The organism is Acinetobacter legionensis (genome assembly GCF_057165765.1).
On record NZ_CM169896.1, the window covers coordinates 1,909,807 to 1,932,335 of the forward strand.

The window sequence follows — 22,529 nt, forward strand, 5'->3', positions numbered from 1 at the left end:
ACATCTACTTAAACCAAATTATTTTTTAGTCTTTAAAGTAAAAACACAAGTGAAATCATTAATATTTATTAGCTTTTTTATTGGTATTTTGTACCAGCTATGATTTAGAAAGTAATCATGCGCATTGTATGGGATATGGAGCAGATGTCAGTAACGTTACATCAACAATGAGTGATTATGATCGCTTTAGATATCAGAGTCAGAATGGGATGAGTATGCTTAACAGTAATGCACTCTCACCGAAAATGCGAACCGATTGTTATAAAATTGACCCGAAACAAACCAAATAACTTCAAAGCTCATCAATAGATGGGCTTTAATTTTATGTAAACTAAACTTCTTTTATAGAGCATTCAAAAAATTATAAATTATGAAAAAAATCCTTTTTTTATTTATTTTATGGATATCACAGCTTTGTTATGCAGATCCAATAATGCCAATTTTTGATAAAAAATTAAATATAGAGAAATTCAAAGAACATTTTGATCGTGATCATACTCGGTATCCTGAAAATGATAAATTAATCGCAGAACGAGAAACAGCTTTGGATCAACCTAAATATAAAGTGATTGTGACGAGAATAATATTTGGTAGAGAATATGAGCTTCAAACTTATATCAAAATGATTGGTTATCACGACTGCGAAGCTAGAAAAATTTTCTTATATTCAGGATATTATGATTACAATGCAGATCTTACTGAAACTTATAGAACTGTGACTAAATTTCCACAGGGTAGTAAGTTGATTGAAGATGCTTGTTTAGATAAATAAATTTTAAAATTTCATTTAAAGATAAATTCTCATACATCATAATCAACTAATATATTATTTTAATAACCCATTTCCCCAAAAAGTGGGTAATTTCTAAAAGTATTTTTTGAAAAAAAGTTTATCTAGCGTGAAAGAATCTGGCTTGTTTGTAAAAATAAAAAGTAAAATGAAAATATAAAGCAAATCATGGGTATAAAAAAACCAGCTTATCCAAGTGATCAAATTAAGACCCGGTGGAATTGTATAAATACCAACGGTTACGAGTGCTACAAAGCAAATAAAGAGCAATATAAGGCTGGTTAACTGAGTAAATAATCCTAGGGTTAGCAATAGCCCGAATGCAAATTCAAATAAAGAAACAATGATAGCTGTGACTTCTGGAAAAGGTATACCAGCAGAAACAATCGTTTCCAACATGATTTGTTGATTTTTCTCTACAAATAATTTGTTATAACCCGTTGTTAAGAAAAATAAACCGATTGAAACTCTGGTTAATATTAAGGCGAACTGACTAAATTTTGGCGAATTAAATGGATTTTTAAAGAGAAAACCAAGCATGTGTCTATAATTCTGAAAATTAAAAAATATCTTAATAATCTGAGTAGACTTTTTAAATGTAAGCATTGTTGGTGAGTGTATATAATTTGTCATTTATACAGATTTAAAATTTTGCAAGTCAGTTCGAAATGTTACCTAAGTTTCATAAAATACACATTATGAAGTTCATACTTTGATATGGTATATTTTTTAAGCAAAATTGAGCGAACTATGAAAATCTTTTCAATTTTAAGTTTAGCTATGCTGATCGGTTTAACAGCGTGTCAAAAAAGAGATACAGATACACAAAAGCAAGATCAAACAACAACGCCACATTCAGTGGATAAGGACAGTTAATCCAACGCCCACTGATACAGTGGGCTGATTGATATGATGCATTGGTCGAAATCGAAATCATGTTTATGATAAGACGCTTAAAGCGTTTTTTTATTGTAAAAATAAAGTCTTGTTTGAGATTAGAAAAATATTTTATAGATAGATCTTTGATTCTTTAGGCTCGATTTCACAATTAAAAGATATCGAAAAGTGGGAGGATTATTAAATTATAAAGCAAAGTTTTATTTAGATATTTTATATCTAATTCATGTAATTTTTAGGCTTTCTCTATAAGAATTCATACTAGAGGTATAAGCTATGATAGCCGAGTAATTTTCTGTAATGATATAAAACTGCCTCGTCCTAATCGGCAATGACAGCACTTGTCTGAGCTCAATACATCTTGCTAATTGATTAAAAAATAAATTTAAATATATAAATTAAAAGAAATTCAAGCTTAAAATGTATAGGGTTCTAAATGATTTTTATGATTTGTGTAGATAACAAGTAGTAATTCGCAATTAGTGGTTGGATTGCTCTAAAGCGCTATGTTAGAACTTAACTTCCATATTTATTCGAGATTAAACATGAAAAAATTATTATTAATTTCATCTTTTTTAGCTGTTGTTTTTGTTGCTGGGTGTAATGCAAAAGACAAAGATAAAGCGACATCTCCTGATAATGAGGTAAGTAGCAGCGCAGTTGCTGTTGATACAAATGAGTCAGCTGAAAAAACGGTAAAGTATGAAACAGCTGATAAGAAACAATTTACGCTGAAGACCAGTGATAATTTTGTTACAGCAACATTAACTGATAATGATGGAAATAATTACTCCTTGAAAGAGGTTCCTGCTGGAAGTGGTATGCGTCTTGAGGGGGAAAATGGTGTTTCAATTCATTCTAAAGGCGATGAAGGAACCATTGAACTTGCAAAAGATAAATCTTTTACAGTGAAAGAAGTAAAATAGAGTTGTAACTTCAACAGCCTCACCATCTGGTGGGGTTTTTTATTGTCAATCAATAATGAAATTAATATGGTATGTTCAAGTGATTTGTAGAAAGTAGAGTGCAAACCATAATTTAGAATAGACATCTTTAAAATTCAATTGAAATAAGATATTTAAGCATACTTCCTCATTTATGCACTTGATTAGAACGCACAGATGAAAATAATTAGCGCACTTTTCATTGAAATGCTTAAATTAATGTAATTTTACCGTGGCATGAAATTTGCTGAAGCTCCTTTGCAATATTTTTATTTTTCAATTGTTAAAGGTATTTTTTATGTTTAAGCAGACGGTTCTTTCACTGTTTATTTGCAGTGCTATCAGTACTTCAGCAGTTAATGCTGAAAGTTTTAATGTCCTTAAGCAATTATCCAACAAGCCTGTTCAATTAAAAGACGGTGAATACAAAGGTAATTATTATGTACCATCAACTTTAAACACGATTACTTGGGGTTACTTACCGAATAAAGAAGCAAAGCCAGTGATAACTGTTCCATCGGGAAGTGTTGTGACTTTCGATACAGTTTCACATGAGGGGTTACTTGAAGATCAAGGACGAGATGCAGAAAAATTCTTTAAATCCAAAGGGGTACGGGATGAATATATTTTAGATGAAGCAAAAAATATTACCAAATCTTCGCTAAAACATGATTTTCATAAAGATGGTCCTCATATTGTGACTGGTCCAATAGCAATTCAAGGTGCGCAACCAGGTGATATTTTAAAAGTAGAAGTCATTAAAGTAGAGCCTCGTGTTCCATATGGCGTCATTTCGAATCGTCATGGTAAAGGTGCATTAGTGGGTGAGTATCCTAAAAGACCACAACAAGAAAATGCTTCGGCTGAACATCCTGAGCGATATGGGAATGTTTCAGTATTTACTCCAATAGAAAAAAATGCAAAGGGTGAATATGAGGGGGTATTAAAAACAGAATCGGGTAAATCGATTCGTTTCCCACTGAGCCCTTTCATGGGGATCATGGGAGTCGCGCCGAATACATCAGAACCAGTGCATTCAGTTCCACCCGCGATGTATGGTGGCAATATTGATATAAATGAGTTAGGTGCTGGATCAACTGCATATTACCCAGTACAAGTGCCAGGTGCATTGTTTTATACAGGTGATAGTCATTTTGCCCAAGGTGATGGCGAAGTTGCTTTAACTGCATTAGAAGCCTCAGCAAGAGCAACACTCAAGTTCACTTTATTAAAAACAGGCAAAGATAAAATCCCAGGTAAAGAAATCGTACAGCCATTAGCCGAAAATGCTGAATTTTGGATCACACCCGGATTAGATCAAGATTTAGATGAAGCAATGAAAAAATCTACACGTGAAGCGATCCGTTTTTTAAACCAAGAATATGGTATTGATGAAGCGATTGCTTATGCCTACCTCAGTGCTGCTACTGATTTTGAAGTATCGCAAGTGGTAGATAAGACCAAGGGAATTCATGCCAAAATACGTAAAGCTGACTTTAAAGAGTTTGTTGAAGACCATAAATAAAATTAAAGCTGCTTAATTAAATATCCTTGAAAGTACCGCCGTGATGTAATTTCAAGGATTTATGATTAGATCTAAAATAATATATAATCCATAAAACGATAATTTAAACGTTATGCATTCATTTCCTTCAATTCAATCATTTATGCTTTGAAACTACATTTTATTGTGATTCTGACTCTCAACAGGAAAGGCATGACTTTTGAAACATGATCAATCGGGTTGGTTTAAACTTTGGTCATGTCCATTCAGTACGCAAAATTTAAACATGAATCATACTTTTACTATTTATATCCTCTATCCAGTCATTTAAATCTAAATCATTGGTAAAAGAATGTTCACCATCGATCTTAAAGACTAACAATGAGTCATGAATACTAATAATATTCGCTAAATGCTGGCGAATGATGTTGGCTTCATAAGTTGTATTGATCAGCCAAGTGGTAGGATTTACTCGAATTGAAGCATCATAGTCACAAATGAGCTTATGCATTTCATCAAAATGGTATGCCTGTGATGAATTTAAAATAATCAAATAATTCATATTAACAACCTCCATAAAAGAGATTTAGATAAAATAACTTTTATTATGAAATGTGATAAGTATCACGATTTTTTCAATCTAACATCAAAGTATTTTGATCAGGTGAAAAAATGTCGGACAATCTAAAGCTGATTTTTGATGATGTGTTAAATTTTTTTATTGTATTGTTCAAGAAAATTATTAGTGGATATTCCTTTTGTTACATAATAAATAATCAAAAATTTTAAATACTGGCTAAATTGAAGTATGATTAAGTTTAAAATATTTAAATAATAAGCTCATCAAAAGATGGGCTTTTTTGTCTTACTCTCTCTGTGTTATAAAGTTTGAGGCTTAAAATGCTGGTTAAAATAGAAGATGGTTTTTACCTAAATTCACTGCATATTATCGCGATACATGTTTCTAAAAATATGATTACGCAGAATTTTTCTATAAATATAGAATATACCCCGCACAATCAAAATGCCAATGGCCTATATCATAAAATGTGTCAAACCAAAGCTGAAGCGGATTTATTTTTGCAAAGTCTACATCAACAAATCGCGCAAATATAAATTAAAATTTTTAGTTGTTTTTAGCATTGAAATTAAAAGTAAAAGACTTCATTTTTTAGACTATGTTTGGGTCAAAATTGAAGTTATCGATAATGTGAAAATCACAATGATCGAACATTTTTAAGATCAAAATGTGTAAACTGAAAATTCTTATTTGTTTAATTTCACTATTCACATTATCAGCTTGCCAAAATATGCAAAAAAATAACAAAATCCTTGCTAAGGTGATTGATACTTGAACACTATTTGATAGATAAACATGCACCAAAGAATGTCATTGTTAGAAATAACATTCGTTATCAAGAACAGCTAAAACTCAGTTTAGATCTCTAGCAGTCAAAAGATATTCAACACCTTGATAAAACGTCCAAGCGTGATTTGGATTCATGGTGGTGGTTGGATTTCAGGTGCTAAAGATAATGCTAAAGGATATTTTAAGCTGCTTGCAGCATAAAGTTATAATGTTGTTTTGGTGCGATAGCAATTTGCAGCACAAGCAACTTATCCAACGCAATTGTATCAAATCAATATCGCACTGCAATTTATCCAGCAAAATGCAAAAAAAAACCATATAAATGCAGATCAATTATTTTTAGCAGGGGATTTAGCTGGGATTAATTCAGCCAGTCCTTATGTAGTGCTTCTCACGAGCCCTAATATCTCCATGCAATCTGGATTTATAGCTACGATAGAAGCTTCACAACTTAAGGAATTGATCTTGTAATGTGGGATCTATGATATGAATGCTTTTATCCATACAGCACCAGATGAAATCAAACTGATTGAGTGAGGGTAAATAAGCTTGTCCAAGTTTATATAGCTAATCAAAAAGATAATCCTGAATATTTAAAACTTTGATCACCTCTACAGCTTTTTACCAAAAACTATCCGCCTCTTTTTTATCAGTGGGGGAAAATAAAGATTTTTTGACTGATACGAAATCCATTCCTTTTGTAAAAGCTTTGCAAGAAAAGCAAAATCCTCGTTCAAGCTATTTCCTACCCCGAATCAAAAGAATGGTTGGTCCATGAGTATCGATTTTCTTAGGTAAAAAAGCGAGTCAATAAATATTTAATCAAACTATTATGTTTTTGAAGAAAAATGTTGCTGCAAAATAAACTCAAAAAATAATGATTTAAACGGTATTGTCATAAAAGCATGTTATAAAAAATGAAATTGTAGCGAGAAATGAAAAATGGAAATTAGTGTAAAGCAAATCAACAAGCGAATAGATGAATTTCAAGAATCTAGTAAAAAAGCATCAACTTTAGAAATTGGCTATAAAACTTATGCGAAGTTAATGAATGAAGATAAATTTGCAGATGCACTGAAAAAAGATCCAAATAACACAATAGTCCGCTACTACAAAGATATAAAAATTAAATTGGTCACAGAAAAACATCATTTTGAGGTGAAGTAAGTTTTTTACTGAAAAGAATAATAAAATTATCATTTATTAAAAAATTTACAACTCAAGGAATGAGTGTGAATTTTTTATCATATTGCATGAGAAAAGTAATATATCTTTAGAGCCCTTACTTGATCCAGCAGGGATCACTCTTTGCTTTTAAAAATCTAAATTTATCACATTTAGAATATTGACATCCGCGACCATTGTTAAACACAACTTGTAACACTTTTTTATTAATTCTTCATTTTTTATCCACTTTTTTTGGATGATGTATCTAAATATTTCTTTTTTTTGATTTTTTTACAATGCGGTTAATGCATTAATAATATTATTTATTAAGAAAAACTAATGAGTTTGAATATTTTTTAAACAGCAGGGTGCTACAATAATTATTGTGATATAGGTATCAAAACCTGCATAATAACTGAATAAAAACAAATATGTGAGAATATTTATCATTTATAATAAATCTTTTTAATATCTATTCATGCCGTAAAAGTAGCCAGTTAGACTTATTTTTAAGTGTTTTTTAATTTAATTAGGCTTAATTATCTTACAAATTGTGACAAAATATATTAAAATAAATACTGGTTTATTTTGTGACGAAAAATAATGGAAATTTTAAACTTTATAAAGAGTTTCAACACGGTAAACACGTATTTAATTTTGGCGATAATTGCCTTGTTGTTTATAATTTCATTTTTCTACTTTATTCATCCAACCTGATTAGGTGGGAAATTGAAAAAAAGAGGTGAGTATCATATTGATAACTCACCTTTTTTTATAAAACTAGTTTTTATCAAAGTGATGTTGCTTTTTATTCATAAAATTTAATGGCTGAGATTACAAATAGCTAAAGATTGTATTGTAAATTGAATTTATATAACATACCAACCAACTGGTATCTTTTGATGAATTTATGAATTCTATACTTTTTGCCTATAGTTTATTGGCTATCGCTATCCTCGCTGAAGTAACTGGTTCAACTTTCTTAGTGAAATCCCAAGGCTTCACAAAGTTAGTCCCAAGTTTACTGGTGGTGTTTTTTTATGTGATTTCTTTCTATTTACTTTCTCAAGTGATTAAAACAATTCCATTAGGTATTGCTTATGCAATTTGGGCTGGTGTTGGTATTATTCTCACTGCTTTGGTGGGTTACTTCATTTTCAAACAAAGCTTAGACTTTGCTGCAATTGCAGGTATTGGATTAATTATTTCAGGTGTATTGGTGATTAATTTATTTTCAACATCAGCAGGACATTGATAAAAGCACGAAGCGGGTAAGATTTGAGTATGGATAAAATTGTTGGAAATGCTTATCAACGTAAAAAAGATCCTGAAGGTGTTAAAAAATTAATTTTAGCCAACACGATGAATTTAGTTGCTGAACACGGTGTAAATGGTGTGTCGATTCAAAGTATTGCAACTCATTCAGGTGTAACTAAAGGTGGTATATTTCATCATTTTGCCAATAAACAAGTTTTAATTGAGGCAATGTTGGAAGAGTTAATCCAACAATTGGACCAGCAAGTCAGCCTAGCAATTGAAAAAGATCCAGTCACTTATGGCTGCTTTACTCGCGCATATATTGATGTCACCTTAAGTTCTTCATTTGGAGTCAACACTATATGGAGTGCTTTAAGCATGACATTGATGACAGATAAATCTTACAGTGAGAAGTGGGATCAATGGCTAACACGACGGTTATCTCAACATGCTGAAACTGATTATTCTGTCACATTAAAAATATTACGTTATGCTGCCGATGGGGTATGGTTTGTAGAAAGTCTATCCCCAAAAATACAGGATAATTATGAGAAAATTAAACAGGAATTATTGTCAAGGAGTTATCCTGAATAGTGATTCATTTGCTCAGATTTTTAAGCAAAATCAATATCTACAAACTAAAATAAAAATTCTAAAAAAAACCAAGCCAATTGATTTTGGCTTGGAATGGAAAAATTATTTAAATCATTGCTTTATGGTTTATTCACTCCCTAAAGTCATTAAACTTGCATTTCCGCCTGCAGCCGCAGTATTGATACTGATCGCACGCTCAATGAGTAATGGTGCAAGTGGAACAATTGTATTGGCATCCGTTAAGTGAGTTATGCCGACAATTGCACCTTGACGTTGCGCAATCTGGGTCTGTAATTCTTTTAGCCCCGCACCTTGATGTAAAACTGCATCAAATTCTCCAGCAACAACATCCTTGATCATCGAAAATTTTTGTTGCAATACTTTTGGCATCGCTTGAATCATTTTTAAAGCAATCGCATCATCACTTAAAATACAGACTTGCGTATTGAGAGACAAAATTGCATTAAATTGATTCAGCAAAGCCTGTTCTTGCTCTGCGATTGCCAATATCCGATGACGTGATACAACATGATATTGATTCAATTCACCTGTTGGGCCCGGGAGCTCATATAAGGCAATCGGTGATTGATACTGATGCAAAGTCCATTGTGAATAATGCTGTTTTGCCCAAGTGTGAAATTCTCTTTGAATCTCAGATGGTTTTAGATTGAGCTGTTCAGAGATATTTTTTACAGTACCAAAAGGATGCTTTGGTAGGGCTGTATGCTGCATTAATTTATATAAATAAATCGGACCGCCAGCTTTAGGCCCTGTTCCTGATAAGCCTTCACCACCGAAAGGTTGTACGCCAACAACAGCCCCTACAATATTACGGTTAATATATAAGTTACCCACTTCCGCATGTTCAATGGTAGTTTGAATAGTTTCATCGATACGTGTATGTAAACCCATGGTTAAGCCATATCCTTTTGCATTGATATGTTCTAACAATTGCTTTAATTCACCATATTTATAGGTAATGACATGCAATACAGGTCCAAAAACTTCACGTTTTAAATCATTAAGATTTGGAAGTTCAATCACCGTCGGAACAATAAATGTGCCTGCATTTAAATCAGATGTTGGTGTTTCATAAGCAAGTTGATGTATTGCATAACCCTTGCTACGCATCATTTCGATATGCTTTTCAATATTCTGTTGCGCTTCAGAATCAATCACTGGACCTATATCTGTTTTAAGCAAAATAGGTTGCCCAATGTTGAGCTGTTGCATGGCGCCTTTAAGCATCTTAATTAAGGTTGCTGCATTGTCTTCTTGAACGCACAATACACGCAGGGCAGAACAACGTTGACCAGCACTATCAAATGCTGAGTTTACTGCATCGATTACGACTTGTTCTGTCAGTGCAGAAGAATCTACGATCATCGCATTTTGACCACCTGTTTCAGCAATTAGCGGAATCGGTTGACCTGTTGGACTCAGACGTTGTGCTACGGTTTTTTGTAAAATCTTAGCAACTTCAGTGGAACCTGTGAACATAATGCCTTGAATACGCTCATCTTGGCTGAGTTTTGCTCCAACTTTTTCACCACGACCAGGAAGTAATTGTACAACTGATTTTGGAACTCCTGCTTCCCATAAGATTTGAATTGCTTGTGCTGCAATTAATGGGGTTTGTTCAGCAGGTTTAGCAATTACGGTATTTCCTGCAACAAGTGCTGCCGAAATTTGTCCAGTAAAAATTGCAAGTGGGAAGTTCCAAGGGCTGATGCATAAAATTGTACCCAGTGGGCTGAGTGTCCCATTTTCCTCAATGCTTTGCATTTGTGCTGCATAGTATCTGAGGAAATCAACAGCTTCACGTACTTCAGCAATACCATTACTATAGGTTTTACCACTTTCACGGCATAGTAAAACCATTAGCTCCTGAATACGCGACTCCATAATCGAAGCAGCTTTGAGCAATAACTCTGCACGAAAATCTTGAGATGCATTTTTCCAATTTTCAAAAGCTTGATGAGCGTTATCTAAGGCCAAATCCACTTGTGTTGTTTCTGCTTCGATCACATAACCAACTAGATCTGCATGATCAGCTGGATTACGGATTTCTTGCGAATTTATTTCTGATAAGTCTCGTAAATCAAGCTGATCGACAAGGCTATAACTGTTCCATTGGTGTTTTAAATAGTACTGAACAGTTTGATTTAAATCCTTTAATTTACTGTCATCGGCTAGGTCTAAACCTTGAGAGTTTTGGCGTATGCCTTGATATAAATTATGAGGAAGTGGAATAGCAGGGTGTTTTAGCCCAATTGCATGTTCTTTTTCTGCAGTATGTAAAATCTCTTGAACTGGGTTTTCAATCAAGTCTGCAATTTTAATATTTTTATCAGCAATACGGTTAACAAATGAGGTATTAGCACCATTTTCCAATAAACGTCGAACTAGATAGGCCAATAAGGTTTCGTGATTACCGACAGGCGCATAAATACGACATGGAATCCCTAATTTTTGATCTGAAACCTTGCCTACTACTTGTTCATAGAGTGGTTCACCCATGCCATGTAAGCATTGGAATTCGTATTGACCAAGATAATATTTTTGTGGATCTGCTAACTCATAAATTGTGGCAAGCGTTTGTGCATTATGTGTCGCAAATTGCGGATACACTTGATCAGGTGCAGCCAATAATTTTTTTGCACAAGCAATATAAGACAAATCTGTATGCACTTTACGGGTAAACACTGGATAGTCAGACATACCGTCAATTTGTGCTTTTTTGATTTCACTGTCCCAGTAAGCACCTTTGACCAGACGAATCATTAAACGTTTTTGACTGCGTTTTGCCAGATCAATAATATAATCCACCACATAGAAACAACGCTTTTGATAGGCTTGGATCACAAAGCCAATACCTTTCCAGTTTGCTAGTTGTGGCTCAAAGCATAAACGCTCAAGTAATTCTAAAGACAGCTCTAACCGATCCGCTTCTTCTGCATCAATATTGAGGCCAATATCATAAGTCTTTGCTAAAAGTGCTAAATTTAAAATACGAGGATAAAGTTCATGATGCACACGTTCGGTTTGAGAACGTTGATAACGTGGATGTAAAGCCGAAAGTTTAATAGAAATTCCTGGACCAGTATAAACATCTTTACCTTCAGACGCTTTACCTATGGCATGAATCGCTTGTGTATAGTCTTCGAAATAGCGATCTGCATCGTGTTCAGTCAGTGCAGCTTCACCAAGCATGTCATAAGAATAACGGAAACCTTTGTCTTCAAGGGTTTTGGCATTGTCCAAAGCCTCTTCGATGGTTTCACCAGTAACAAATTGCTCACCCATCATACGCATTGCTGCATCAACTGCTTTACGGATGATGCCTTTACCTGTACGTGCTAAAAGCGAAGTGAGGATCCCAGAAAGGCTAGTCTGTTTAGGTGTTTCCATCAGTTTGCCAGTCAGCATGAGTCCCCATGCAGCAGCATTGACAAACATGAGATTACTTTGGCCTAAATGATCTTTCCAGTTACCTTGATTAATTTTATCGCGAATCAATAAGTCTCGGGTCGCACTATCAGGAATACGCAATAAGGCTTCAGCTAGGCACATCAATGCAATGCCTTCTTGTGAAGACAATGAAAATTCTTGTAGCAGTCCTTGTACAATCCCTGCTTTGCCTGATGAACTTTTACGGTCACGTAAGCTATGCGCTAAATTAAATGCAATGTCATAGATTTTCTGATTCATCTCTTCAGAAATTTGACTGTGCTCAAGTAAGTTTTCAACACATTCCGACTCAGCAAGACGCCATGCATGATTGATTTTTTCTTCAAAATCAGTTTTGTCTTTAAATTCGGTAATGTAATCCAAACTTGGCAGTAGGTTTGCGTTTAAAACTTGAGGTGAATCCATATTCATTGTCAACGTCCTGTGACTAGCAAATATTTTTGTTGAGCAGATGGGTTTATATAATTTATGATTACAGAATATTTAGTGAATAACTCACTATAATTTGAATAATATTTAGAGAATTATTCTATGGAAAGCGCATATTTAAACTTGGATCGTATAGATATTCGAATTTTGGATATTTTGCAAAAAGATGGGAAAATTTCCAATATTAAGCTGGCTGAAAAAGTCAATTTATCGCCTACAGCTGCGCTTGCTCGAGTACAGAAATTGACAGGAGAAGGGTTTATTTTAGGCTATGAAGCAAAACTAAATCCAAAAATGTTAGGCGCTAATTTTGTTGTATTTGTTGAGATTCTTTTAGATAAAACCACACCCAATGCTTTAGATGCGTTTTCAGATGCAATCGTACAATATCCAGAAATTATGGCATGTCATATGATCAGTGGTGGTTTTGATTTTTTGGTAAAGATTCGATGTGCTGATATGGAAGAGTTTCGTCGTATTTCAGGGCAGGTGCTATGGCAATTGCCTGGGGTAAAAGAAACGCGTAGTTATCCAGTAATGGAAGTGATTAAAGACAGCTCACAATTACATTTAAATTTTAAAGCGAAAGTAAAGAAATAGAAAAGGGGCATGAATGCCCCAACTCTAATGATTTATTCAAGCACATGAATTTACATGTTTTTCATTTCACGATTATAAATTTGTTCAGCATTTTCAAAACGATCAATCACATCTTTTTCAGGCGCTTTGTCCATTAAACTAACCACAATGATACTGATGAAAGACAGGATAAAGCCTGGAACGATTTCATATAAACCGGTATGTACCATCGTGTTTTTCCAAACAATTACTGTTGCAGCACCGACAATGATACCGATTATTGCACCATTCAAAGTCATACGTTTCCAGAACACAGACAATAAAATAAGTGGACCAAATGCTGCACCAAAACCAGCCCATGCATAAGCGACTAAACCAAGTACCTTACTTTCTGGGTTAAATGCCAAAATGATAGCCAGTACTGAAATGGCTAAAACCATTAAACGACCGACCCAAACCAACTCATTTTGTGAGGCTTTTTTGCGAAGAAAAGATTTATATAAATCTTCAGTCAAGGTGCTTGAGCATACCAAAAGCTGACAGCTTAATGTACTCATTACAGCAGCTAAAATAGCGGCTAAAACAACACCTGCAACCCATGGATTAAATAAAATTTTGGTCAATTCCATAAACACTGTTTCTGGATTTTTTGCCACAATTGCAGCAGACGGAATGTCCGGATGTGCTTGGAAATAAGCAATACCAACATAACCGACAGCAACAGCACCTGCTAAACATAGAATCATCCACGCCATACCAATACGACGAGCATTGGGAATAGTTTTCACTGAATCTGCTGCCATAAAACGGACTAGAATATGTGGTTGTCCAAAATAGCCTAAGCCCCATGCCATTGATGAAATGATGGCGATAAAACTAACTCCTTGGAACATATTTGCGGCATGGGGGCGTGCGGTTTCAATCAATTGATTGACATGTTGTAAATCACCAACTGCCAAGAAAGTCATAATTGGCGCCAAAAGCAATGCAAAAATCATCAAGCCCGCTTGAAATGTATCCGTCCAACTGATCGCAAGGAAGCCACCGATACACACATAGCTGATGGTTGCAATCGCACTGACCCAAAGAGCAGTGGTGTAGTTCATAGCAAAAATACTTTCAAATAAACGTGCACCTGCCACCATGCCTGAAGCACAGTAAATACCAAAGAAGATTAAAATGACCAGTGCAGAAATGATACGTATCACTTTCTTTTTATCACCAAAACGGCTGGTGAAATAATCTGGTAATGTTAATGCATTATTTTGTATTTCAGTATGGACACGTAAACGGCCTGCGACCAAGTACCAATTGAGCCAAGCACCAATAATAAGCCCGATTGCGATCCATGATTCAGATAATCCAGTCAGGTAAATTGCACCCGGTAGTCCCATGAGTAGCCAACCACTCATATCCGATGCACCCGCTGAAAGTGCGGTGACAAAACTCCCTAAACTTCGACCTCCCAAAATATAATCTGAGAAATCGGTGGTTTTTCTATAGGCATATAAGCCAATACAAACCATTGCAATAATATAAAAGATAAACGTTACAACTGTGGGGTTGAGTGAGTCCATATTTAATTCAGTCCTTGTGGAGTAAATCTCCAAGTTTTATTTTTTATCGCATAAGTTTCACGAGCGAATTCTTTCACACAACTAAAAAATATCGCTGTGATTTTTATAAGGTGATTGTGCAAGATTTATGTATCCGATTGTAACTTTAGATACAAATGCAAATAATCAGCAATTTATATCTAAAAAATTCTACTGGGAGTGTTTAAGTGACTGTGGGATTATACTTTACGTAAAGTTACATTGTTAACATTTAATTGATAGTTCCATAAAATTGTTTATCGAAATGACATCTTTTGCTAGTACAAAAGCAGATGAGAAGGAATATTATTATCACTGCACAACTATAGTGCATAAATACATAATGAGCAGATCACATGGAAACGGTTCAACTTGAAGTTACAAGAATAGAAAAAGATTTGTTAGGAAGTAAAGAAGTTCCTATAAACAGTTATTATGGCATTCACACAATCCGAGCTTTAGAAAATTTTAATATTTCTAAACATACCGTTGGAGAGCAAAACTTTTTTATTCGTGCTTTGGCTCAGGTCAAAAAGGCCTCGGCACAAACTAATTTGCAATTTAATACGATCTCTGAAGAAATCAGTGTAGCAATTCAAAAAGCCAGTGATGAACTGATTGAAAATCCGCAAAATTGGAAAGATGAATTTCCAACAGATGTATACCAAGGTGGCGCGGGTACATCGATTAATATGAATACCAATGAAGTTATTGCCAATATTGCGTTAGAATCTTTAGGTTATGCGAAAGGACGTTATGACATCATCCATCCAAATGACCATGTTAATAAATCTCAATCGACCAATGATGTCTATCCCACAGCATTACGTTTAGCAACTTACTATTCACTGGATTTGTTATTTGAAAAAATCAATAACTTGATTAGTTCACTGACATTGAAATCTGCTGAGTTTCAATATGTGTTAAAAATGGGACGAACACAGTTACAAGATGCTGTCCCAATGACATTAGGGCAAGAGTTTCATGCCTTTGCTACATTACTCAAAGAAGATGTTCGTTTAATTAAAAAAACCCGTGAACTTTTATTAGAAATTAATTTAGGCGCTACTGCGATTGGTACAGGCGTAAATACGCCTCATGGTTATGCTACCCAGGTCAATGAAAATTTAAAAGCCTTAACAGGATTAAACTTAAGTGGTGCAGAAGATTATGTTGAAGCGACCAGTGATTGCGGTGTATTTATTATCCTTTCAAGCACCTTAAAACGTTTGGCTGTAAAACTCTCTAAAATTTGTAATGACTTACGTCTATTAAGTTCTGGCCCAAGAACAGGTTTATGGGAAATTCGCTTACCTGAATTACAAGCTGGTTCATCGATCATGCCAGCGAAAGTCAATCCAGTGATTCCCGAGGTGGTCAATCAAATTGCATTTAAAGTGATTGGTAATGATTTAACCATTACCTTTGCAGCAGAAGCAGGCCAATTACAGTTAAATGTTATGGAACCTGTGATTGCACTTACCATGAATGAGTCAATTGAGTTACTAATCCATGCAATCCAAACCTTGGATGAGAAGTGTATTCAAGGTGTGGTTGCCAATGAAAAAACCTGTTTTGATGCTGTGATGCGTAGTGTCGGAATAATTACCTTACTTGATCCAATTTTAGGTCATGCGAAGTGTGATGAAATTGGGAAGCAATGTATTGCTGAAAATAAAACCATTCAAGAGGTTGTACTTGAACAAGGTTTATTGAGCCAAGAACGTCTAGATGAAATTTTCTCTTTTGAAAATATGATTGCAGAAATTGCAGTACAGCCATATGAAGAAATCGGTAAAGCAGGCTAATTGTTTGAATTACGGCTATTGATCCGTGTAAAAAAGATCTGATAGATACAGCATTTGGGTGCTGTATTTTTATGCATGGTAAAAAAAGTAAAGTTTCTTTATAATTCAACAAAATTTAAAATCACCAACAAAAGTCAATAATCTATGAATAATAAACATTTAATTCTCGCCTTAAGCTTGGTACTTCTTTCTGGATGCGCGAAAAAATCGGAACAAGCTGCTGAAACTTCAGCAGCTGCTCAAGATGCACAAGTCGTTGCTCAGGATGCTGTTCAAGCGGCTGATGCCGCAGAAAAAAGTACTGAGCAAGCTAGTGAAAATTCTGTTGATACTACACCTCTGACTGAACAAAAACCTGAAACTATTTTAAGTACCGATGTCAGCCAAGCAGAAAAAGCACGTCGTATGGTGCGAGAAGCACAGGTTAATTTCACAGCCAAAGATGTGGTGAAAACTGCTTTAGAAATTGATAAGCTCACTTTTCAAGCGGGTGGCTTTATAGAGCAGAAAAATATCAGTTTTGATGTACTCGATGTAAAAACACAAAAAATTGCGGATGGTAAAATCCGAGTTTTTGAAAAAGTTGATCCGCATGCTGAGATCATTGTCAGAGTACCGAGTGATAAAGCTGCGATATATGTCAATCAGTTATTGCCATTGATGTACTTTTTAAATCAACAACAATATTCTGCTAAGCGTTTTGAGTTAAAGCTTTTAGAAGAAAAAATTGGACAAACGCAAAGCGTTCCAAGTGATACCAAACCATCACAGCTGAATGAAATTTCCCGTTTAACCCAACTTGAAGTTCAAGATCGTGTGCGTTTTAGCACGATTAGTATTGCCATTAAGCAACCTGCGATGGTGAGAGAAAGTCTGGATGTTGATGTTGCTGCTGTGGCACGCTTAAACGGTGATAGTTTTTGGAAGCGTGCTTGGGAAGGTGTTCAATATGGCTGGCAATTTATTTTGGATTTATTGGTTATTTTAGTCACCATTTGGCCTCTTTATTTACTGGTATTTATTGGCTTGATTATTTATCGAGTGATTAAACCTGTAATGAATAAATTATTTAATGATTCATCATCGACTAAAGCGCCTAAAGATGTAACAAAAGATCAGATGAATTCTACAGATGAAAATGAATAATTTTGCTTAGTGCTATGCTGTAATTTTTAAAACCAGTGCAATTGCACTGGTTTTTTAATGTGTTGTCAGTTTTTCAAAAAGCTGTTGCATCCCTTCAGTCGCACTCATTTTTAAACATTGATATTGTTGGGGAACACGCTCATAACTGGCTTGTGGATCAATATAATATGCATCACAGTGTTCTGGAATCTCGTGTATCAAACTTGCCACAGGGTAAACGGTTAATGTGGAGCCGATAACAATAAAAATATCAGCATCACGGATTATCTGTACTGCTTCTTCATAAGCAGGAACTGCTTCACCAAACCAAACCACATGGGGGCGAAGTGGATATCCTTCAGGACATTTATGTTGTTCTAGATCCAATTGCCAACCATCTATAGGATAAAACTGAGTTGTGTACTGCGAATTGGGTTTAGAACTTTTAGCAAGGCGAATATTGCCATGTAAATGAATAACTTGTTGGCTTCCAGCACGTTCATGAAGATCATCAATATTTTGAGTAATTACAATGACATCAAAATGTTGTTCGAATTGAGCAATGATATTGTGTGCTTGATTAGGGTGGGCTTGGAGAATATGTTGACGTCGTTCATTATAAAAACGTTGCACCAATGCAGGATTACGCTCCCAAGCTTCAGGTGTAGCCACCTCTTGAATATCATAATTCTCCCATAAGCCATTACTATCTCGGAAAGTGCTGATTCCACTTTCCGCACTCATTCCCGCACCTGAGAAAACTACAATTTTTTTCATAGGATAAACAATTAAAATTTTTAAAATGCTAACATAAATATTGTGAAATATGACTGAAACGTTTTTTATTGGAATTAATTTGTTATAAAATAATAGTCAGTCATACTTCGATCATTTCGAATATTTTTTATAAAAATCAAATGTACTAGAAATAAGTTAAATTGGAACAGCATGGAAACACGTGATATTGTCAATGCCCCTGAAGTAAAAAAGACAATTGTAGAGCGTAGTCAACGCCGGAAAGATGATCCAGAAATTACCCAATGGTTTGAAAAGAAATTCTTTGAATATGTGATTAAACAATTTAATCCAGTTTTTCATGTAAATTCGGTCTCTGCTTGGAAAATTTGTCAACTTCCGCAGCCCATTCCTACATGGTTTTTGAACAAGCTTGAACAACAGCCAGAACATCAGATGTTGTATGTTGATCCTTTACATGAACAGATTTTGGAGCTGGAAAAGCCCATTTTAGAGTTTTTTAATTCGCGTTTAAAAAGCAATTTAAAAGGCAAATTCATGAAAATGACCTATGAGCAAGTGTTAGAAGCTTGGCATAAAGATCATGAAGCAATGAAAAAGCGTTTAGAAAAAGGGCAATGGGACAGCAGTGAGCAGGCAATTGATGAAGTTTTAACTGTAAATACAGGCAAGTTTATTGAAATTACGGCAACAGGAATGTTGTTACGTAAGGAAATGGCATTTGAATCACGTTATATGCAGCACTGTTTAGGGCAGTTTAGCAACCTGATTGAATTGAAAGATGGCTATGGTGAATACTATGTGACGCAAAAAGAGCAGGGGATATTTCGTTATTTTAGCTTAAGGGATTCAAGCAATAAGCCCCATGTAACCATCAGTTTAGAATGGGATGGTGAAGCCTGGTGTATTGAGCAGATTAAGGGTAAGCAGAATCAAGCACCAGTTAAAAAATATGCAGATGATGTATTATTATTTTTAAATCATATTCAACCAAATAATAATCACAATCCTGATTGTTTAAGCATGGGAATCGTCTATCAACCTGAGATAAATGAAGATTTAACCAATCATGTCAATCAAGCCTTATATTTCTATTTTCATGAATTAGATGATCCTTGTAAAATTGAAACGCTGTTGATGAAAAATCATCATCTATTGGAACAATATGATCATCAAACCAATGTGATTCAGCATCTTTTACTGGGACTAAATCGTCCAGAACATATCAGGCACCCATCAGAAAAATATATAGAAGAAATCCTTGCTTATACAAATCAAAAGCAAACTGAGAAAAAATTTGATTTAAAGGTTGAGTTAAGTCAAGCAAAGTCAAAGAAATCGCTGTGGAGCGTGATCTTTAAGCCTTATTTCTGGTTGCTTCAGACTTTATATGGTTTAAGCAAGATTCCATTGCTTGGTTGGATGATTAAAATTATCGTCTATATCATTGCTTTGCCTTGGATGCTGTTAAATTTAAAGCAGGACAATCGTAAGCAATGGATGCTTGCAACTGGTGATCTGATTTATTTTCGTAATCATATTCAATGGTATCAGGTGGATAGCTTAACGTTAGCGCATTTTGAACAGCATCCAGAAATATATAAAAACCATTTAAATCAATTGTTAAATATCAAACAGAAAAAAGCAGGTTCTAAAGAGAAACAGATTCGTTATTTTTTAAATCAATATTTTCAAATCGCTCAATTAGAAAATCTTTATTCAAGTAGTGAATTTGGTACTGCAAGTTATTTAAGAGATATTTTGGTGTTTAGCCATATTCAAAAAATATTTACTATACGGTTATTGGTGCAGTTCTATGAATTACAGGAATATGATGCATGGCAATACATTGTTGCTTCATCGAATATTATTCAAGACTGTTGTTCTAGCTGGCAGGATATGGGCGAGAAATATGTCGCAGGGCGTGAGCTGTATTTGATGTTTAAACATTCAGATTTTGAAAATTATGATCGCTCTGCAAAGCAAGACTTACACTTATATCAATCCATATATCCCAATAATTGGTCACTTTATTCATGGAATATTGATTTATTCTCAACCCATAATAAAAACAAAGTAGCTGAATGATGATTAAATCTGAATATACCCATGAAGTATTTCGTAAAGATATCCATTGTCCGCAAGGTTTATTGGAAAGTAAAAACTATGCAGAATTGGAAGATTTTTTCAATGTGTTATGGCAAAGTCGAAGTCATAAATCGCCGCAGCTTTGGGAAAATGAATGGTTTGATCAGCCCAAACAAATGTTTAAGGATATATTCTTAAATCATGGCGTAACTGCATTAAAACATATCAATGAATGGCATTTGGCTTTTCCAGAAAGTTTTTTTCCTTATATTGTTCGTGTGCGTTATTGGGCTTTTTGGGCAGCGGAATATCGTGGGCAAGAATGGTCAAGCAATGTTACAGATGAAATGTGGGATTGTGCAAGAGAGGCGCAAAAGCAGTTGTATGCTTCCGCAATGCAAGCTTTTGCATTTAGTTCGGATACATGGACAATTGCGCTGCATCTATTAAATTCGGCAGTTCACTTGGATGAACCCGAGTGGTTTTCTGAGTGGATGCTTAGGCGTCGATATCCTTCAAATTTAGTGCATAAAATAAATGCTTCAGCCCAAGCAATGGCGCAGAAAAGTGGCTTAAGTCAAGATTTAAAAATTGATCTACCCCAAGATGTACCTCAACTTTTACTAAAATATCTAAATTTGAAAGAAGAAATTGATTTACCTCAAGCTGATGCCGCTTTTTGGTTAAAAATATTTATTGAAGAATCAGGTTTTGGCTTGCTTGCGGTAAGAGATTATTGTTGGTATCTATTGCCAAGATGGGGACACGATCATCAGGCCATTATTGATTTTGCTCAGTCGGATTGGTGTCAACATTTTAGTGAAATCGAAAAAAGTGAATTAAATTATATCGTATGGTTTGATACGCTTGATACAAGTTTTGATAAAGATCAAACACTTGAAATAAAAAAATATATCCAAAAAGCCCAAGCAATATTAAAACGCCCCTTAACCGAACGTAATCGAGCAGTTATCTATTTAAAATTGGCGTATTTTTATTATCTGTTAGATGAAAATGATCCAAGAATTTTATCTTGTTATCAAAACGCCGCAGATTATCCTGTATTTGATGAGTATGATCTTGATCGTGCAATTTATTTTTGGCGACATAATGCTCAAGATTCAGATTTTCTAGGCCGAATCGCGTTGTCCAATCGAAAGCGTCTTGCGAGTGCTGCTGTTCTTTATGGTTTTCTATGTCAACATGGTTGGTCTAGTGTTGAAAAAAATCCATTGGTTGCTCAATCTTGGTATGAACAGGCAAAATTATTGGAAGCACCCAAAGCTTATCCTGAAGGGCGTTACTGTTGTTTTTTTCGTGTCGCAAACAACTTTGATGATGATCACGGATATATTTTTATTATAGATTTATTACATCAAGGTGCAGATTTAGGCTTTGTGTATTGTTGCTTTAGTGCTGGTTATATTCACTCTTTGGCTGAACATGCCTTATATGATGTGAAACAAGAACTGTATTATGCAAAAAAAGCAGCAGATCAAGGTCATTATATTGCCATGTATAATATGGGTATACATTATCTAAATTTAAGTATGGATGAAAATCAATCTCAACCTAAAGAATATTTAAAAAAGAGTTTAGGGTATTTTGAACAGAGCCGATTAGGTTTAGAAAAGTCGCAACAAGACCATCGTTATATTAATTCTGATTTGCTGAATGATTTAATTGATATTTATGTCACCCGCTTATTTAATTTTAGCTATTATCCTGAAATTGCAGAGCAAATGATTGCAGTTTTAAAAACAAAAGCACATAAACGCCATATTGCTGCAATGTGTGCGATCGCAAGACTGCATTTTGACCCTAAAAATCGACCTCATTATTATGACTATGTTGAAGCAGTTACATGGTGTCAGGCGGCTTATTTACAAGCTCCAGAGCAGGAGCTTGTAAAAGAAGTTTTATATGAAATTATGGGAAAAACCAAGCGCAGTATCAAAAAGTATAATCAAACAATTGCCAGTATCGCCGCTTCAGACATACCTGGGCGTCAAGATGTTTTAATTTAGTTGGTTTCTGAGGAGTGAAATATGAAGCTAAAATATTTTAAAATTGAATATTAAGTCCATAATATAGAACATAATGCTTTTGACCTTAAGATCATGACTTTAAAAAAGAATGAAAGGCTTCTAATTTCA

General features: G+C 34.6%; 18 protein-coding genes and 1 pseudogene. 14 read left to right on the forward strand and 5 right to left on the reverse strand.

All coding sequences use genetic code 11. The annotated features are described in order from the left end of the window. The first annotated feature begins 370 nt into the window (after positions 1 to 370). Entirely contained in the window at positions 371 to 772 is a 402-nt protein-coding gene (locus tag AC2G3J_RS08710) for a hypothetical protein (protein ID WP_419327310.1), read from the forward strand. Positions 773 to 865: 93 nt separating this feature from the next. Here AC2G3J_RS08710 and AC2G3J_RS08715 read toward each other — a convergent pair whose 3' ends face one another. After that, the gene (locus AC2G3J_RS08715) at positions 866 to 1,330 is read right to left on the reverse strand and encodes a DoxX family protein (protein WP_419327309.1); all 465 of its coding nucleotides are present in this window, start codon (positions 1,328 to 1,330) and stop codon (positions 866 to 868) included. Between the two features lie 210 nt (positions 1,331 to 1,540). Between AC2G3J_RS08715 and AC2G3J_RS08720 the strand changes: the two genes are divergently transcribed. The 3 genes from AC2G3J_RS08720 (at position 1,541) to AC2G3J_RS08730 (ending at position 4,156) form a co-directional block, all read left to right on the forward strand. Beyond that, the gene (locus AC2G3J_RS08720; protein WP_004821939.1) at positions 1,541 to 1,666 is read left to right on the forward strand and encodes a hypothetical protein; all 126 of its coding nucleotides are present in this window, start codon (positions 1,541 to 1,543) and stop codon (positions 1,664 to 1,666) included. 566 nt (positions 1,667 to 2,232) lie between these two features. Continuing rightward, the gene (locus AC2G3J_RS08725) at positions 2,233 to 2,613 is read left to right on the forward strand and encodes an MliC family protein (protein WP_336950909.1); all 381 of its coding nucleotides are present in this window, start codon (positions 2,233 to 2,235) and stop codon (positions 2,611 to 2,613) included. Positions 2,614 to 2,929: 316 nt separating this feature from the next. After that, entirely contained in the window at positions 2,930 to 4,156 is a 1,227-nt protein-coding gene (locus AC2G3J_RS08730) for an acetamidase/formamidase family protein (protein ID WP_336950910.1), read from the forward strand. Between the two features lie 259 nt (positions 4,157 to 4,415). On the opposite strand, the gene AC2G3J_RS08735 is transcribed toward AC2G3J_RS08730, so the two are convergent. Continuing rightward, positions 4,416 to 4,697: a hypothetical protein gene (locus AC2G3J_RS08735; RefSeq protein ID WP_483770958.1), complete on the reverse strand. Its 282-nt coding sequence runs from the start codon at positions 4,695 to 4,697 to the stop codon at positions 4,416 to 4,418. Between the two features lie 338 nt (positions 4,698 to 5,035). Here AC2G3J_RS08735 and AC2G3J_RS08740 point away from each other — a divergent pair, with 338 nt between their 5' ends. The 5 genes and pseudogenes from AC2G3J_RS08740 (at position 5,036) to AC2G3J_RS08760 (ending at position 8,522) form a co-directional block, all read left to right on the forward strand. After that, complete coding sequence (locus tag AC2G3J_RS08740; protein ID WP_336950913.1) at positions 5,036 to 5,251, forward strand: hypothetical protein; 216 nt, start codon at positions 5,036 to 5,038, stop codon at positions 5,249 to 5,251. Between the two features lie 131 nt (positions 5,252 to 5,382). Continuing rightward, a pseudogene (locus AC2G3J_RS08745) lies at positions 5,383 to 6,318 on the forward strand (alpha/beta hydrolase). A 128-nt stretch (positions 6,319 to 6,446) separates the two neighbouring features. Continuing rightward, positions 6,447 to 6,671 carry a hypothetical protein gene (locus tag AC2G3J_RS08750; RefSeq protein ID WP_483770959.1) on the forward strand — a complete coding sequence of 75 codons (225 nt, stop codon included), beginning with the start codon at positions 6,447 to 6,449 and terminating at the stop codon, positions 6,669 to 6,671. A 910-nt stretch (positions 6,672 to 7,581) separates the two neighbouring features. Continuing rightward, a complete protein-coding gene (locus AC2G3J_RS08755; protein ID WP_336950915.1) occupies positions 7,582 to 7,926 on the forward strand; it encodes a DMT family transporter in 345 nt (114 codons plus the stop codon). A 29-nt stretch (positions 7,927 to 7,955) separates the two neighbouring features. Continuing rightward, positions 7,956 to 8,522, forward strand: a complete 567-nt coding sequence (locus AC2G3J_RS08760) for a TetR/AcrR family transcriptional regulator (protein WP_483770960.1) — start codon at positions 7,956 to 7,958, stop codon at positions 8,520 to 8,522. A gap of 126 nt (positions 8,523 to 8,648) precedes the next feature. On the opposite strand, the gene putA is transcribed toward AC2G3J_RS08760, so the two are convergent. Next, positions 8,649 to 12,404: a trifunctional transcriptional regulator/proline dehydrogenase/L-glutamate gamma-semialdehyde dehydrogenase gene (gene putA, locus AC2G3J_RS08765; protein WP_483770961.1), complete on the reverse strand. Its 3,756-nt coding sequence runs from the start codon at positions 12,402 to 12,404 to the stop codon at positions 8,649 to 8,651. 120 nt (positions 12,405 to 12,524) lie between these two features. Between putA and AC2G3J_RS08770 the strand changes: the two genes are divergently transcribed. Then, positions 12,525 to 13,022, forward strand: coding sequence for an Lrp/AsnC ligand binding domain-containing protein (locus AC2G3J_RS08770; protein ID WP_336950918.1), 498 nt, complete (start codon positions 12,525 to 12,527; stop codon positions 13,020 to 13,022). A 50-nt stretch (positions 13,023 to 13,072) separates the two neighbouring features. On the opposite strand, the gene putP is transcribed toward AC2G3J_RS08770, so the two are convergent. Next, the gene (gene putP / locus AC2G3J_RS08775) at positions 13,073 to 14,578 is read right to left on the reverse strand and encodes a sodium/proline symporter PutP (protein ID WP_336950920.1); all 1,506 of its coding nucleotides are present in this window, start codon (positions 14,576 to 14,578) and stop codon (positions 13,073 to 13,075) included. Between the two features lie 374 nt (positions 14,579 to 14,952). On the opposite strand from putP, the gene aspA reads away from it, so the two are divergent. Beyond that, positions 14,953 to 16,404, forward strand: a complete 1,452-nt coding sequence (gene aspA / locus AC2G3J_RS08780; protein WP_419360029.1) for an aspartate ammonia-lyase — start codon at positions 14,953 to 14,955, stop codon at positions 16,402 to 16,404. Positions 16,405 to 16,548: 144 nt separating this feature from the next. After that, complete coding sequence (locus AC2G3J_RS08785) at positions 16,549 to 17,550, forward strand: hypothetical protein (protein ID WP_336950922.1); 1,002 nt, start codon at positions 16,549 to 16,551, stop codon at positions 17,548 to 17,550. Between the two features lie 54 nt (positions 17,551 to 17,604). Here the strand turns inward: AC2G3J_RS08785 and AC2G3J_RS08790 are convergent, their stop codons facing one another. Beyond that, positions 17,605 to 18,306, reverse strand: coding sequence for an SIR2 family NAD-dependent protein deacylase (locus AC2G3J_RS08790; protein WP_336950923.1), 702 nt, complete (start codon positions 18,304 to 18,306; stop codon positions 17,605 to 17,607). Positions 18,307 to 18,477: 171 nt separating this feature from the next. Between AC2G3J_RS08790 and AC2G3J_RS08795 the strand changes: the two genes are divergently transcribed. Both AC2G3J_RS08795 and AC2G3J_RS08800 read left to right on the forward strand, forming a co-directional pair. Beyond that, positions 18,478 to 20,373, forward strand: coding sequence for a DUF1266 domain-containing protein (locus tag AC2G3J_RS08795; protein ID WP_483770962.1), 1,896 nt, complete (start codon positions 18,478 to 18,480; stop codon positions 20,371 to 20,373). Continuing rightward, positions 20,370 to 22,400 (forward strand): DUF4034 domain-containing protein, encoded by a 2,031-nt coding sequence (locus AC2G3J_RS08800; protein ID WP_483770963.1) that lies wholly within the window; start codon positions 20,370 to 20,372, stop codon positions 22,398 to 22,400. The genes AC2G3J_RS08795 and AC2G3J_RS08800 overlap by 4 nt, the downstream gene beginning before the upstream one ends. The last annotated feature ends 129 nt before the right edge of the window (positions 22,401 to 22,529 follow it).

What these genes read in the sequence shown, in the direction of transcription:
- AC2G3J_RS08710 (WP_419327310.1), top strand. Translation starts at nt 371, where the DNA reads ATGAAAAAAATCCTTTTTTTATTTATTTTATGGATATCACAGCTTTGT.
- AC2G3J_RS08715 (WP_419327309.1), bottom strand. Translation starts at nt 1,330, where the DNA reads ATGCTTGGTTTTCTCTTTAAAAATCCATTTAATTCGCCAAAATTTAGT.
- AC2G3J_RS08720 (WP_004821939.1), top strand. Translation starts at nt 1,541, where the DNA reads ATGAAAATCTTTTCAATTTTAAGTTTAGCTATGCTGATCGGTTTAACA.
- AC2G3J_RS08725 (WP_336950909.1), top strand. Translation starts at nt 2,233, where the DNA reads ATGAAAAAATTATTATTAATTTCATCTTTTTTAGCTGTTGTTTTTGTT.
- AC2G3J_RS08730 (WP_336950910.1), top strand. Translation starts at nt 2,930, where the DNA reads ATGTTTAAGCAGACGGTTCTTTCACTGTTTATTTGCAGTGCTATCAGT.
- AC2G3J_RS08735 (WP_483770958.1), bottom strand. Translation starts at nt 4,697, where the DNA reads ATGAATTATTTGATTATTTTAAATTCATCACAGGCATACCATTTTGAT.
- AC2G3J_RS08740 (WP_336950913.1), top strand. Translation starts at nt 5,036, where the DNA reads ATGCTGGTTAAAATAGAAGATGGTTTTTACCTAAATTCACTGCATATT.
- AC2G3J_RS08750 (WP_483770959.1), top strand. Translation starts at nt 6,447, where the DNA reads ATGGAAATTAGTGTAAAGCAAATCAACAAGCGAATAGATGAATTTCAA.
- AC2G3J_RS08755 (WP_336950915.1), top strand. Translation starts at nt 7,582, where the DNA reads ATGAATTCTATACTTTTTGCCTATAGTTTATTGGCTATCGCTATCCTC.
- AC2G3J_RS08760 (WP_483770960.1), top strand. Translation starts at nt 7,956, where the DNA reads ATGGATAAAATTGTTGGAAATGCTTATCAACGTAAAAAAGATCCTGAA.
- putA (WP_483770961.1), bottom strand. Translation starts at nt 12,404, where the DNA reads ATGAATATGGATTCACCTCAAGTTTTAAACGCAAACCTACTGCCAAGT.
- AC2G3J_RS08770 (WP_336950918.1), top strand. Translation starts at nt 12,525, where the DNA reads ATGGAAAGCGCATATTTAAACTTGGATCGTATAGATATTCGAATTTTG.
- putP (WP_336950920.1), bottom strand. Translation starts at nt 14,578, where the DNA reads ATGGACTCACTCAACCCCACAGTTGTAACGTTTATCTTTTATATTATT.
- aspA (WP_419360029.1), top strand. Translation starts at nt 14,953, where the DNA reads ATGGAAACGGTTCAACTTGAAGTTACAAGAATAGAAAAAGATTTGTTA.
- AC2G3J_RS08785 (WP_336950922.1), top strand. Translation starts at nt 16,549, where the DNA reads ATGAATAATAAACATTTAATTCTCGCCTTAAGCTTGGTACTTCTTTCT.
- AC2G3J_RS08790 (WP_336950923.1), bottom strand. Translation starts at nt 18,306, where the DNA reads ATGAAAAAAATTGTAGTTTTCTCAGGTGCGGGAATGAGTGCGGAAAGT.
- AC2G3J_RS08795 (WP_483770962.1), top strand. Translation starts at nt 18,478, where the DNA reads ATGGAAACACGTGATATTGTCAATGCCCCTGAAGTAAAAAAGACAATT.
- AC2G3J_RS08800 (WP_483770963.1), top strand. Translation starts at nt 20,370, where the DNA reads ATGATGATTAAATCTGAATATACCCATGAAGTATTTCGTAAAGATATC.